Here is a 14,230-nt window from a genome sequence, read left to right as displayed (position 1 = left end):
CATCAGGGTACGAGGGTACCGATGCGGTCCAGTTCGGCCTTGAAACGAGCCTTGTCGTTGCGCAGTTCTTCCAGCGGTAGTGCGAGGAATGCGTTGAGCCGGGCAATGATGATCTCGTAGGTGCGCTCGAACGCCGCCTCGATCTCTTCGTCGGTCCCGACGACATGGCTCGGATCGTCTAGCCCCCAATGCGTGCGCAGCACCGGGCCGAGGTACGCCGGGCACGTCTCGCCGGCGGCGCTGCCGCAAACCGTCACGACGATATCCGGGGTGACCGGCAGGTCGTCCCACGACTTGCTGTAGTAGCCTTCGGTCGAAATGCCCTTGCGGTTCAGCGTGGCGACAGCGCGCGGATGAAGCTGGCCAGCCGGCTGGCTGCCTGCGCTGATGGCCCTCAGGCCTGCCGGCGCGAAATGAGCAAACGTCCCTTCGGAAAGGACGGAACGGCACGAGTTGCCGGTGCAGAGGAAAAGTACATTCATATTAAACCTCTCATTAAAGGGAATGGCTTTGCTGGGGGCGGTCGCCCGGCAGCATCAACTGCCAGTACGCGACGTCGACCCATTGGCCGAGTTTGAATCCGACCTCGGTAAAATGCGCGACCTTCTTGAAACCCAGGCGCTCATGCAGGGCGACGCTGCGAGCATTCGGTTGGGCGATGCCAGCGATGACGGCACGCAGGCCGCGCGAATGCAACTCGTCCAGCAGGCGCCGATAGAGGCGCTCGCCGACCCCATGGCCGGATGCTTCAGGGTCGAGATAAATGGTGCTCTCGACCGAATGGTGATACGCCGGGCGGGCACGCCATCTAGTCGCGTAGGCGTAACCGATTATTTCCCCACCAAGGTCCGCGACGAGCCAAGTGAGGCCGGCCTCGTTGACATCGAGGATCCTCCGGGCCATTTCCATCTCGGCCACCGGTGCCTCCTCGAAGGTAATGGTCGTGGATGCGATATAGGGGTTGTAGATCGCACAGATGCGAGCGGCATCCGCAGCCACTGCAGGACGGATTTCAATGGTTGACATAGGGGCCTGCTGGTCGGAAATGAGCAAGGTGTGGCCTGCTCAGCATTGGCCGGTCGGCTGTTCAGGCCGGGGCATGGCATTGCCGTCGAGTGAGCAGGGAGCGCCACCGCAGCAGTTCTCGGTCAGGAAGCCGATGAGTCCGTTCATTGTTGAAAATTCGGCTGCATAGATCACAAACCGGCCATCCTGTTTCGAGGTCAGCAGCTTAGCGTGCGTCAGTTCCTTCAGGTGAAAGGAAAGCGAAGAGGGCGCAATGTCGAGTTCCTCAGCGATCTTGCTCGCCGCGAGCCCGGCGGGGCCGGCCTGCACTAGAAGTCGGAACACTGCCAGCCGGCTTTCTTGGGCCAGCGCCGACAGCGCCGCTAATACTTCCTTCGTTTGCATGATCATGCTCCATTTGATGTTTCAACAATCGTTGAAATATCATACAAGAGACTGTACGACATTCCAAATAATATCGAAGGATCTTGACAGGTCGATGACGGCGGCATGTAATGCATGGAGTGCTGTCACTCGCGCGTCCCGAAGAGGTCTTTAGCCTAGCTGCAGCAGCGGTAATCACACAGGAACTCGACAAGTTGGTGAGTAAGCCGCTCTATTTGCGCGCGGTGCTCATCCTCGTCTGAATAAGCAACAAAGCTCGCTGACAGTTAGATTTGTACCCTCGCGATCGAGGTGTGATTTGATCGACAATGCTGTAATGCCCGCCTCATCAACGCGTCAATGTTTGTTCGATCATGACAGCGCTGTTGCTCAGCACATGCCGAAGCAGGGGACGAAGGCTGCCTGCATTCAGTGCGTCTTTGCCGAGTTTCCCACCGATCGACTCGCCGAAAAACCGGGCCATCCTGTAGCCCAGCGGCTTGCACCCAGGTCGGTGGTACGGCGGGCTCGTTGGAAGGAAATCTGTTAGACGATTGCGAGACAGGGCATCTAACAAATTTACTTCCGAAAAAATAACAGAATTACTTCCGAGAGCTCGAGAGCTGAGAGCTAGCTGCTATTTCAATGGGCTGTCGGGTTAGCTCATCAGTAACCTTACATGATAACCCTAATTATCATGCAAGCGTTTCTGGGGGGGCGGTGTGAAACACGGCTACGCTGGCGTTTTCGACCGCGACGACCGACCACCCGCGCCGTATCCACTGATCTTATCCCTGACGCCTCATTGCCGGCCCCACTTCCGGCACTCGCCCTGGAAGACTTTCGTGCTGTCGGCCTGGCTGCGCTCTTCGTGGCTACCAGGACACCGGGTGATGATCTTGAGCCAGTACTGCGTCAGGCCGGCGCAGCGCGCCAAGACGCCGGCGGCCAGGCCCTCATGCTCTTGGCCGACATCTGTTCAATGACGCTCGTGCTCGAGCAGCCCGAGCTGGCGTAAAGCCTAGAGTTTCTCTAGAGGGCAAGCGATGCGATGCAGGCAGCGAACAACGAGTCCGTGATTATTAAAGATCAGGGACGACCTACTCACGTGCTGATGACCTTCGATACCTATCAACGCCTTGCACAGAGACCACGGAATATCGCCGATGCGCTCGCCATACCCAGTATTGTTGATATCGGTTTTGATCCGCCGCGCGTGGCCATCCGGGCGCGTGATGTTGAATTATAGAAATATGTGCTATGGAAAACCAATATGCATTTTAGTTATGCCTGAGTTGACGGTTATGGCGAATCGTGTCCTATTGAATTGAGTGCTAGAGACTGGCGAAAAGATGGGCTAATGGCAAGCACTCAGTATGTGCACCAGATGCGGCAGCTGGTTATAATTTCATCATAGCCTCGGCACGTAAGTGCCTGTGGCAAATCATCGAGCTGACGAAGGCACAGGCCAGCCGAGTATGGCTGCGACGCGACGAATAATCCAACAAGCCTCTTCTTCTGAAGTCAACTTCGTCGCAATAAGTCGAGGCAAGTATTGGCCAAGAATTTCAAGCTCGGACATGTGAGCACGTTTTCCAATCTTTGACTCAATCGATTTCTTGGCCAGTTGCTTAGCAATTTCTTCGCAAGCACTCCAGCGTTTAAAAATTTCAGGAGGGGTACAGCCTGGACTATAAAAGCGTCCGTTGTACTTTGTCATTATGAGCTTTGGCTGCGCTCCGGGAATGGCGCCCCAGTAAGCAGGCAATGGGAAGTCGGTCGGAACGTGATCATACGAAGCGTCTTCCATTTCTATAGCCCTAATCATTTAAAATGGTTCGCCTTTAGCACCTTGAGGCGCCATTTCTGATAATGTACTGGCGGTACGCCAGCGCATAGGAGCCCGTGGACTTGGTTAATGTATTTCGCATGTCTGGTGCGCCTGTCGGCTCTCGCCCACCATATTCCCGACATGGCAAGCGTCTACAAAGTTTTCACGTTGGGACACCCCGGTGTGTTCAAGCAGATGCAAGACCGGTTACGTTAGTAGTGGCGGCGCGCATGGGCACACTAATGCACCGACAGCGGCAGTCATTGGTGCGAGTCCAATCGCGCGACTCCTCGCGCCCGTGCTCTGCAAACAGGCTGATCCGGGGCTTCATCACCGCGGGCACTCGCAGGTTGGCTTACTCAGAACTTTACCGAAGAGCTGCAGCCATGGATGCGAATTTCGAAGTGCCCAGAATTAGCGCGATTCGTAATACCGGCGGCGCAATGGCGTGCCGATGATGCGCACGGCATCTAGGTGTAGCGGATTTATCTGCACGTTTGATTCCTCCGGTACGATGACCGAGGGCACGACCAGCAGAGCGACTCCTTGCTCAGCAGCCAGCTCTCGCCCGCACGCTAATCACCCCCATCGGCAACGTGTGTCAGCTGACCGACGGTGTGAACACTTGACGCGCTGCCCACACGTCATCTGGCACATCAAGTAGCGGTTCAATGGCAACTTGCGTACGTATGCACAAAATCTCGTGCGCGGCCAGCGCAATATTCTCGGAGGTGTACGTGACGGCTACGCCAACCGGGTTCCAACGCCCGCCGGTGCTCGTCACGCCTGTACCGGACATATTATCAACGACATACTTAGGTTTAATAGCACCGATCCGCCATAGCGCCACCGTCATGCATACGCTCCACTCTGAGCCATCTCTAGCAGATTGCTGACGTATTTCTGGCCCTCTACCGTATCCATGAAGCTCGCGGGCGTCGCGCCGCCCAGCGCGGGCAGCGGAGCGGTGAGCCAAGTCGCCAGCCACTTCGCGGCATCGAATTCGGGAGGACTATTTATATCGATCATCGCCTGCACTTGGCCGATTAGCGCCTGCATGCCCATCAAGCGTTCGGATTCTTGGGGCGAGAGAGTCTGCTCGCGCTGCACTTTACGGTTGATGGTGGCGCGCGACAGGCCCAGCGATTCCATTAACACCTCTTTTGGCATGCCCATAATCGAGGACAGTTCCCCCACGCTCCGCGCAGGCACGCCTGACCGAATGACGTGAATTCTGTCGGCAAAGTCCATCCTGTACCAAGCAAGGAACTGCGCACTTTTATCGGTTGGTGTGAGGCTGAGCATAGTTGCCTTACGTGCTCGTTTCTTGGCTGCGAGCATTACCGCGGGTTTAGCTTCCGTTGGTGGTGCTAAGCGCTTGGCAGCAGGCTTGCCAGATCGAGGGCGCGCTGTCATATATGGTTTCTTGGAGAGTTCATGCTAGCTCGCTTGAGCGCTACTCGCAACCGGCACACTGACTTTCGTCAGGGCAGCATAGCGCGTAATTGTCTGCTGGCAATGTCATCCATTCGCCTGAAAGCGGACTCAATTTGTTTGATGCCTTCAGCGCTTACGTCGAAAGACTCGAAGTGCGCTTTCCACTCCCGAACTTCTTTCCAAACTTGGGCGATTAAGTTTGCAGCATCCTTTTCGCCCAAGCCAAATTTCGCACGCGCTTCCATCGCGTTATCCAAGTTTGCATCTCTACCCTTGGGGCCGACTTCGAGAAACAGCCGCCGTTCTAACGAGACGCTTGGTTTGGGCATGACATCATAAAGCGGACTGAGTCTCCATCCCTTTAGGCCAGGGTCCCACAAGAAGCCGTGGTTGCGTAGATGATCGTCGTCGTTAGTGACGAAGATGTTATAGACCATACGCGCGAACAACTCCTTCTTGTTTTCGCGCACCACATCCACATGGCAATATTTTTGAATAGCTTCAGCCAAGTCCCCATAGCTCTTGGTTCGAGCATCGGTTTCGTCGCAAGCTAGAAGTGTTAAGCCACTCACAAATCCCAAACGCTTTTCGACCAAGCTTTCGCCGGGAGCCGATAAGTTAAACACGTCACCAGGAGCAAGAGGGGTCTGTTCAGCTGCCCAGTAACGGTCAAATCGCCGAATCAGCATAACCTTACGTTTGCTAACTGAAACGGTTTTGACGTCCGGAACCGTCATGCCGCACAAGCGGGCTAAACGCAAGGTTGCAGCTTCAATTGCTGGGACATCCAGTCGCTCGCCCTTGCTGGAAAATTTTGCCAACCACAGAGCGCCATGCTCATCGCGTACTGTTGCCTTCGGGCGCGCGCCGCCCAATGCCGAGCCCCCATCGAAGATGGCTTCAAGATGGGCAGGAATCGGCAGTCCTTCCTCAATTCGCTCCGCAGCCTCAATAAGATATTTCAAGCTGGTCAGAGGCACATGGCCGGCTTTAGCAACGCTATGCGGGGTGTCGCGGATGTCTAACGCGCCGACGCGCTCATAACCTGCTTCTAACAAGTACGTAGACTCGGGCAAAGAGTTTGCAGGTACCTTATGCTTGGCCTCAATTACACGGCGGCCCCAGGCGTCCGGAGCAGCGTCCCTGATGCCTCCGAAGAAGGATAGACGGTTTTCAGGGAATATTTTCTTATCCCGTAATGTTTCCTTGTCTTTCAGCGATAGACTAACTGGGTCGACTTCAAGGGCCCCCGGCCGCCCTAAATACCGCGTACCATAGGCAAACTCTGAGGCCAGCAAACGCTCATTGTCTTCGGTCAGGACTACCTTGCCAGCTGGAACAAATTCCGTGTCCAGCCAGGTAAATACGGTTACTTCACGTTTAGTCGACATCGGTTCTCTTAGAAGTCCAAGTTTTCCCGCTCTTTTTTCGTCAGGCCGCGCACACGTGTGCGTTGCTCGCTTACAGCCAAGGCAACTAGCGCGGGGTCATCTTCTTTCAGCAGTTCTAGCAGAGTCGTACCTGGAGCAAGAGCGTCAAGATACCGCAATACTTGCCCAAAAGCTAAACCTGCATCTCCTTTTTCAAGACGGTGTGCTGTCGTACGAGATATGCCAGAGCGCACTGCCGCTTCTGCTTGTGTCATGTGTCTGGCGATACGCAACCGAGCCAAGCGAGAGCCGATGTGCTCCATTTCCTTCAGCAGCGCAGTAGGAAGAACTTTATTTTGGTCAACTTTCATGTATGTAAAATGAAGCCGTATGCGATTAAAGTATCATTAAATGAACACGCCACTACCGAAGTCTGCAAGGAAACGAGTATAGCACGTCGTTCTGGAAAATGCCAAAAATGTTCATAATATGATACCTTAGGTATATTAATGACCCATTAAATATACAATTTCTAGCTTTTGCCCCAAATTTTGCGACAAGATTGATATCTTGCTAACAATGTAGGCCCAGCCACATGCTGAGCCTGAAAATGCGGGAGTGGTGCCGGCATGATAGTCATGTAGCGTTGCTACTGCGATCTTGCCTGTGCCGCATTGATCAGCGCTGCAGGGATGAGTGCACCGCGACGGTTTCGCAGGCGCAGTGCACATACTGCCGGCGCATATGGCAATGCATAAAAAGACGTGCTGGCGCCACACCCAATTGCTTGCTGACGTACTCGTCCATCATGACCAAGCCGGCGCCACATTGGCGCACTAGTGCGCGCCGACTCGGTTGGCTAGCAGGAGGCGCCATGCTCTATGTCTTTGCGGCTATAAGCCACGCTTTGGCAGTAAGCCACAGAGGATTCGCTCACATGGTGCCAATAGAGGTTCGCTTGGGCTTGTGGAGAGATGTGGAGGGATTGCAAACCTCCTTAACACTGTCGAATTTCAAAAAGTTGGCGCCGTTAGTGAAACTGCGCCAAAATCTTCCGCTCTTGTGGCGCGGTTCGAGAAACTGCGCCAGAATCGCGCCACATTTACTAACGCTCCTGCAATGAACCCACGACCGCGATGTGAAGGTAAGCGTTGTCTCTGCCATCTTGAGCCGATAAGCAAGAAGTGGGATGATGCTTACCACCCCGGTGGGAGCGGATTTAGCCGGCCAATTTGGCGGCACAGTTACACAGCAGGAGTTTTTGACGCAGTTCGCCACTGGCGGGGAGGAAGAGCTCAGCGTGCGGCGAGCTCGAGCGCCGGCGGTTACTCAATGTGAGCAACGCACGTGCTTTCATTCAAGGTGCTGAGGCGGCGCCCCTTCAACTCCCTGTTGAGCCGGGCGACGCTCTACCAGATGTAGATGATCAGCACCCTCGTCCAAGAGTGCGTCGTGTGAGTCCGGAATTCGTTGGGCACGTCGCCGCTCACCAGCGCGGCCAGGAGTACATCAGGCGTGAACACACCGGCGTAGCTGACGCTTGGAACTCAACCAGCGACCATGCGCTCGCTTTGGCTTCGCATCTCACCTAGAAGCCTATACTGCTCACATGGAGCAACTAAATAATCCAGCGATCGCTGTCCATTAACCAAGTGTTGCAGTTGGTTCTTGAAACCGCCTATCTTCAAAAGCCGTAGTACTTCTGTATAGCAGTTGCGAGCAAACTTCCCGCAGCCCCCACCTTGATATTCCAAGTGGTATCTATGGCTTTGTTCAGCATCCGTTTCATCCAGCTCTGGACAGCAGGCCCGTACTGATCTGGCATTGAAGGCTCTGGGTCTTCGTTAATTGCCTCATTCAGTGCGTCAATATCTTCTTGGCTCACGCCATTTTTTTTAAGCTCGGCAGCTAATGCAGCTTTGTCTTGCTTGAGATTAGTATTATGGACCTGCTGATGGTTGTAATTTCCAACTAAGATAGTAACGTTATCCCCCATGACGGCCCCATGAAACATGCCTTTCACATCCATTCCCGCTGTTGCCTTCTTTGCGTCGTCATCCGACATATCTTCTCCAATTTCTGCTTGCAGCGTTAAAACGAAATCTAACAGCCTCGACCTCACTTCGATCAGAACTTGCCTTATTTGTGATTGTTCGATCTGTGACCACGCATTCTGCACCATGTAACCGCCCCCAAAAGCCTCGCTGAGCGCACCCAAGAGTTCTGGAGGCGTCGGAACAGTAAGACTCTTCTTGCCATCGCCAACTAAGGATTCAAGAACACCGAGTGACTGCCCCATGGGAGCCATTTGGAGAAAGTCACGAATGTTAGGTCTCAAATGCATTAACGGAAGCTGATAATCTCTATATCTCCAAGCACTATTAGCCACGTTGCCGAATACGCGTGCTTGCAAACGACGGTAATGAGGAACGGCATCGGTATCTTCGTAACCATTTATCTCGTCGTTTACCCAATCGACAAGTTCTCGCTGGCCTATTTTATGCAAGAGCACCTTGGTCTTCAAAAGTGCCTCGTTGAGTGAACTACGGTCATTCATCAACAAGTCAACAATATCGTTTAGCAGTTTCATTAGGGTCGAGGAATTTGAGCAGTCATCAGTATACGTCCAGTATTTGCTACCAAACCAGCGTCTTGGTAGTCATATTGTGAACTTCGTCGTAGGCGTAGGAGAGCAAAGCAGAGACGATGAACGTTTCCACATCCTAGGCGAATAGGGGGTACGGCTACTGCAACATTTGTTAGCCCGGGTGTCCATAATAACGTGCCAGCACCGACGCCAGCAAAGTTCCCGCTACTGAGACGCCAGCGTTCCATGTGCCGTTATTTTGAGCTCGTTTCGAATGCACCAAAATCTGTACTTATAAGCTTGTAATTTGAATGCGAACTATAATTCAGAAAACTATCTAGATAAGCAACCGGTAATCATATGCGGCAGAGCCGAATGCATTCAGATATGAGCCAACCTGTGCAATAGAGTTCGCTGATGTTAAAGTCGCTGGCATTTGCGAGTAAAAGTCGAAGTGATTCCAATTCATTTTGGACAGTCCCAATATTTCGGATGCAACCTGCATGACATCTGATTGTCCGATATAGCGTTTTATGTATAAAGGGGCGGGAATTCGGCGCTTACCCTGATAATAGCGAAATTTCGGATTTTGAATGTTCAAAGCTGAGCCATGAACCCAAACCAATGCAGAGTGGCCGTTAAGAATAATAGTTGTGCCTCGTGGAACTGGGAAAGTGTCCGGTTCCATGCCTCTATCCGTCTTCTTAGATGCCAGATAACGCAGTGACTCGTCGATGTTTATCTCGATGAGTTCCACGTTCTTCACACCATCTAGGCCTTGGCAGAGGCCGCGCTGCTCTTCCTCTGTGAACCGTGTTCGTTTATGGACAACTACTCGGGAAGGCAACTTCATTTTTGCATCGAAAAACAGTTGACGTATTGTTTCACCTGTCCGCCGGGCGTCGTCTTCAGACATAAATGGATTGCGGCCTTTGATAATTGAGTTTTCAAGGCGGCCAAGCCGAAACTGCAATCCTTCTCCACGTGAACTGTAGAGATGGCTACACCCAAGTAAAATATGGCTCCCATTGTCAGCGCCTTGGTCAATACTGTATCCGATGCCCACATATGCGGTCTCGTCATCGATACAGTCAAGTCTCCATGGAGTACGTAGGGCTTTCGCGTAAAGGGCGAGAGCTAACCACCATCTGACCCTACAGGGCTGAGGCGACTGCACGGTTTCAGCCCGCAAAAACTGTGTACTTAATCCCGCGCGCGCAGCATAAGCCTTGACGTAGTCGTGCAGATTGAATGACTCGATGGGATCCTGTACAACCTTAAGACTCTCCCATCTAGAGGGAACGAATATTAAGGTTACAGCCCCTGGGCGTGTACTGGCACGTATATTGTCCAATGCTCTACATAGACGTTGTGCAAGAGCCTTCGCGGCCGCGAGTCGATCGCCTTCAACATTGTCATTGATACTCTGCCATCCTGAATCACCAGGTATCGGAATAACGAGAGGCAGACCAAATGCAGCAGTGAAACCGGGATACGGAAGTAAGTAATCCTGTTCGGTCTGAGGAGGAGTCGTTCGCTCATTAAGCTGATAAAGAAACCGAGAAAAAACGTTTGCATCAGGCGCAGGGCATATGACTGCTAGGTCCGTTTGAGGTGCGAGTCCATTGGAAGTTAGGCTAAAATCCCAAGGGCGATTTGTTACTAAGCCCCGGATTGGGTGGATGTCTTTAACTTCGGTATTACTACTGCGAGATGAAAACAGCAATGGCATGTCATTCACAACCAAGCCAGATTGCTTTACAAATCTTCGGGCGTTCTCGTCTAGGGGGCGTTTGCCGATCTCGCTTATTCCAGCATACCACGGCGCCTTCTTAATCCGAAATATACCGCCATCGAAGCCTGGTATCTCAATGTTCACTAACCGGTCAACCCAATGTCGAAGGTCTCGGTCGAAAATATTATTATGTTGATAGCCGTATACCTGATTTTGCAGTATCTTTGCGGTATCCAGGTCGGCTAAGTTACCAGCCGAGTCGTATACCACGACTTCTGGCATTAAAACAGCCAAGGTTCGTCCGGCTATGACATTTATTTCTGCTCGTAACGCATGGTGGATATGATAAAGCTTCCCATTTTGTTTGCGGCTTTCATAAGAGCCCTTTTCCCACGCGCGTGCGGTTGTGCCATGCGTTGATAAGTGACGCTTGATGCTCAGCAGAAAGCCTTTGCGTACGAGCGAGCGAATTCGATGGTCTCTGCCGATGTCAGTTTCGGAAACCGCATGCCTGACAATCTGCCCAATAAGGTAGTGTCTCAATGCAGCCTGTAGTTCTCTGGGATTTCCGTATAGAAATGCGCCATCTCGCGTTGCTACTCCACATGCATGAATTGAGCTAAGTTTCTCTTGCAACCATTGTCCTCGGCGTACATCGGCAGGAAATTCCAACTTTGCTTCAAATAGCTCGCTTGGGCAGGTTATTGGATAGGCATTACTCTTAAATAATGTGGTTGGCTCAATTGGAGGCGATGCAAAAAGCTTAGTAGGGGCCTGTGATGCACTTAAGGAACCTATAATTTCTTTAGCATTGCCTAAGTGCTTTGCATCAAGAAAACTTAGAGATAAACGAGTTATTGTATCGTCGAAGCCACCTGTAGGAACATAGAAGGCTTCCCGTCCATTGTTCCGCGTAGCGGCGATTAGACGTGATACTTCGTTAGGGGGCTCCGCGCCAAACCCACACCAGAAGAGCCGTGTTTCACCTGGTGACGAATATACCTTTCGGAGAATACTCATTATAGATTCGTCCCTGCCACTGTATCCAAGAACGACAAGGTCACAATCTTTCAGTTCAATACTCAGCTCTGTTCTGAAGTTTTCGTCTTGTTCAGCGAGCTCTCCAACTGTATTTTTCAGGGAGTCATATCGATAATCGCCATGCATTGAGACGACTCGCAGTTCGCCTTCAATAGGTGGGCGTAGGGTACGAATTGCTGAATCCATCCCAATCTCGACACACACTACGTCAGCCGCGGAGCAAGCTCGGCTCGCTAAGCCATCAAAGTTTGTTGTCCAAATTGTCCGAAGCAATCCCGCCTGTACAAGTAAAGGGATAAGCCTATAGCCAATGTGCGGTACAGCTTTCTTGACGTAGGCGTGGAAAAAACTCTTGCGGTCGGTTCTGGATGGGTAACAGGTTTCGGCAAAATAAGAATATTCGTTCTCACTTCCGGCTGGAGGATAATGTCCCTGCCTGTCAAGCCAAGATTGGATTCGCTTACGAGTGCCCTCGAGGCTTAGCTCCCCTACCGTCTCCCGAAGAGTAGGATTATTACTAACGAATATGTCTCTCTTCCAATCCCAAATGCACCGTTCGGCGCTAGGCATTCCTGAGGTGAGAGACGCGCCGGCTCCGAGCAGGAAGCACACAGGACGGCCACGGTTAACAGTAAGCGAGCGTACAAAAGCATCTACCCCTAAGCCGAGGGAAAGATAGGCATGGTCCAACTCTACTTCAGTTTGCGTCTTCATTCTGCCTCTGGGTCAGCACACGACCGTACAATTATAGTAAACAATCACTGCATAAACGCAACTTTCGCATGTTTGAAAGTTCGGCACGGCTCCGTACAGCCGCGCTAATTATTCATGCGCCATGACAACGAACCAGTTGTAATGGCGCAACATTGGAATCGGATCTCTAACATCCGGATTTACATCGAACTGATGTTGGAGGGGCTCATCCCATCGAGTTACTCACTCGACAGCAAGTAGGACAATACTCCTCGTGCTAGCCTCTGGGAAGCATACCGTTCCAGTTGAGGCACAGGAAAAGCTACGAATGAACTGCGTTCACTAGCTGTTGTACCGAACCTGATGCCAGATAGATTGAGCGTCGTGCTCTGAGGACATAGAGATACGCGAGGCGAACACACTGTTGGTGGGGCCTGCTGCTTTAAAATTAAGCACCTGACGACTGAGCTTCGCCCTAGGATGAAAGTGTAAACAACAGGTCAAAAAGCATGCGTTGTTTACATTGTCCGCCACCTGCGGGGTAGGAGTCAGTATACTTACTCAAGTGCTGGCTTGTTTACGTTTTTTGTTGGGCACAACCGTTCTGATTCCAACCACACCGCTGGATTCATGAGGTCCCGATACTGCTTGCAGTATCGGGACTTTGTCATTTAAGCCCTGGGGCCGGGTTCTTCGCGCGCCATGGGCTCCACGCGCGGGCTCATCGGCCTGCCCATGCACACAGTTCTTCGCGTTGTCGCCAACACCGGGCAACTGGCACATGCCGCAATGGCTGGGCTACCACGCGCATCTTCACTGCAAGACTTGATCTTGTCCGCACCCAGCGGGCAGTACAGATACTTCCGCGTCAACTGGGTTCCCTTGTTTGCTTGACGATCTTCAGCAAGCGCACGCTATCTAGTCATTGAAAAATAGCAATTTTTATTGCAAAAATTATAAGAAATAGCTCATTTTGTTGCTCCAGGGCTTTTTTTTTGTCTGGCGAAGTGCTATACGGAAACTAATCGGCCTATACTTCGTTCCATAGAGCATTTAATGAATCCTGGAAACATGCCGCCTATCAACACTATGGCGAGAATCCAGACTCAAATAATTGCGATGTTGCAGCCTAAAGTCCGTGCCTTTTTTTCCGATAAGCAACATCACGGTAGCTGCTCCCTTTGGTAATCCAGCTGGTCATCAGCCCACATCCCACGTTCCTATCCTAAGTTCCAGGAGAAAATAATGAGTAGCATCATCCCAGGCCTGACCAGTTCGGCTGCAATCCGCGCACTCAGCACTGCCAACATCGCAAATTTGACCACTGAAGACATGGCGGCGCTGACGTCGTCGCAGTTTTCCTGGCTGACCACGGCGCAGATCGGTGCTATCACGGTAGAGAACATCGCCAGCCTGACGTCGACCACCCAGCTGGCAGGCCTGAGCTCGGCCCAGGTGGGCGGCCTGAAGACGGCCCAGGTGGCAGCACTGTCGTCCGATGCACTGCCGGCACTGAGCAATTCCGTCATTGCGGCATTCAAGACAAGCGCGATCATCGCGCTGACCCAGGACCAGGTCGGAGCACTGAGCTCGGATCAGCTGGTCGCCCTGACGACCGCGCAATACGGTGCGCTGACGACCCATCAGATCGGTGCCCTGAACAGCGACGACCTGAGCGTCCTGCAAACGGCTGACGTGCGCGCGCTGAAGAGCGCTGTGGTCGCCGAACTGAACAGCGCCCAGATCGCCGGCCTGACCTCAGCGGGCATCGCCGCGCTGACGACTTCGCAGCTGACGGCGCTGGACAAGGAATTGTTCACCACCGGCCTGACGACGGCGCAGATCCAGACCCTGACGACGGCCCAAGCCGCTGGCCTGACCAGCGCACAAGTGCAATCCCTGTCGACCGACAACCTGCAGGCCATGGAAACGGCCGACCTGCGCGCGTTGAAGACCAACGTGATCTCGGCACTGAGCTCCGACCAGATCAAGGCACTGACTTCGACCCAGCTGTCGGCACTAAGCACCGGCCAGATGGCTGCCCTGAACAGTGATGCGCTGGAAAACCTGACGTCGGCCCAGCTGGCCGGCATGACCTCGGCACAGATCGCGGGCTTGAACACCGCGCAGATCGCTGCACTGTCGAC

At 52.9% G+C, this 14,230-nt stretch carries 11 protein-coding genes and 1 pseudogene; 2 read left to right on the top strand and 10 right to left on the bottom strand.

Annotated features, from left to right (window positions below; all coding sequences use genetic code 11):
- Positions 1–2: 2 nt before the first annotated feature.
- Genes FHS02_RS14220 through FHS02_RS14210 form a run of 3 tightly spaced genes read right to left on the bottom strand, consistent with a single transcriptional unit; the run spans position 3 to position 1,410 of the window.
- Positions 3–482, bottom strand: a complete 480-nt coding sequence (locus tag FHS02_RS14220) for an arsenate reductase ArsC (RefSeq protein ID WP_137315135.1) — start codon at positions 480–482, stop codon at positions 3–5.
- A gap of 13 nt (positions 483–495) precedes the next feature.
- Entirely contained in the window at positions 496–1,026 is a 531-nt protein-coding gene (locus tag FHS02_RS14215; protein ID WP_137315134.1) for an arsinothricin resistance N-acetyltransferase ArsN1 family B, read from the bottom strand.
- Between the two features lie 39 nt (positions 1,027–1,065).
- Positions 1,066–1,410 (bottom strand): ArsR/SmtB family transcription factor, encoded by a 345-nt coding sequence (locus FHS02_RS14210; RefSeq protein ID WP_137315133.1) that lies wholly within the window; start codon positions 1,408–1,410, stop codon positions 1,066–1,068.
- Between the two features lie 1,030 nt (positions 1,411–2,440).
- Here FHS02_RS14210 and FHS02_RS14205 point away from each other — a divergent pair.
- Entirely contained in the window at positions 2,441–2,638 is a 198-nt protein-coding gene (locus FHS02_RS14205; protein ID WP_137315132.1) for a type II toxin-antitoxin system Phd/YefM family antitoxin, read from the top strand.
- Between the two features lie 195 nt (positions 2,639–2,833).
- On the opposite strand, the gene FHS02_RS14200 is transcribed toward FHS02_RS14205, so the two are convergent.
- The 7 genes from FHS02_RS14200 to FHS02_RS14170 form a co-directional block, all read right to left on the bottom strand.
- Positions 2,834–3,199 (bottom strand): hypothetical protein, encoded by a 366-nt coding sequence (locus FHS02_RS14200; protein ID WP_137315131.1) that lies wholly within the window; start codon positions 3,197–3,199, stop codon positions 2,834–2,836.
- Between the two features lie 622 nt (positions 3,200–3,821).
- On the bottom strand, positions 3,822–4,076 hold the full coding sequence (locus FHS02_RS31545; protein WP_229422269.1) for an RES family NAD+ phosphorylase: 255 nt from the start codon (positions 4,074–4,076) through the stop codon (positions 3,822–3,824).
- The gene (locus tag FHS02_RS31220) at positions 4,073–4,561 is read right to left on the bottom strand and encodes an Xre family toxin-antitoxin system antitoxin (protein ID WP_229422268.1); all 489 of its coding nucleotides are present in this window, start codon (positions 4,559–4,561) and stop codon (positions 4,073–4,075) included. The genes FHS02_RS31545 and FHS02_RS31220 overlap by 4 nt, the downstream gene beginning before the upstream one ends.
- A 143-nt stretch (positions 4,562–4,704) precedes the next feature.
- Complete coding sequence (locus FHS02_RS14185) at positions 4,705–6,048, bottom strand: type II toxin-antitoxin system HipA family toxin (protein WP_137315130.1); 1,344 nt, start codon at positions 6,046–6,048, stop codon at positions 4,705–4,707.
- 8 nt (positions 6,049–6,056) lie between these two features.
- Entirely contained in the window at positions 6,057–6,398 is a 342-nt protein-coding gene (locus FHS02_RS14180) for a helix-turn-helix domain-containing protein (RefSeq protein WP_137315129.1), read from the bottom strand.
- A 1,313-nt stretch (positions 6,399–7,711) separates the two neighbouring features.
- On the bottom strand, positions 7,712–8,617 hold the full coding sequence (locus FHS02_RS14175; protein ID WP_137315128.1) for an AbiTii domain-containing protein: 906 nt from the start codon (positions 8,615–8,617) through the stop codon (positions 7,712–7,714).
- Positions 8,618–8,951: 334 nt separating this feature from the next.
- Positions 8,952–12,104 carry an SIR2 family protein gene (locus tag FHS02_RS14170; RefSeq protein WP_229422267.1) on the bottom strand — a complete coding sequence of 1,051 codons (3,153 nt, stop codon included), beginning with the start codon at positions 12,102–12,104 and terminating at the stop codon, positions 8,952–8,954.
- A 1,224-nt stretch (positions 12,105–13,328) separates the two neighbouring features.
- Here FHS02_RS14170 and FHS02_RS14165 point away from each other — a divergent pair.
- Positions 13,329–14,230 (top strand): annotated as a pseudogene (locus tag FHS02_RS14165) (heme utilization protein); the annotation flags it as partial.

The organism is Pseudoduganella umbonata, from assembly GCF_014192225.1.
Classification (GTDB): domain Bacteria; phylum Pseudomonadota; class Gammaproteobacteria; order Burkholderiales; family Burkholderiaceae_D; genus Rugamonas; species Rugamonas umbonata.
Note: the sequence above shows the minus strand (reverse complement) of the source record. Positions and strands in the feature narration are given on the sequence as shown.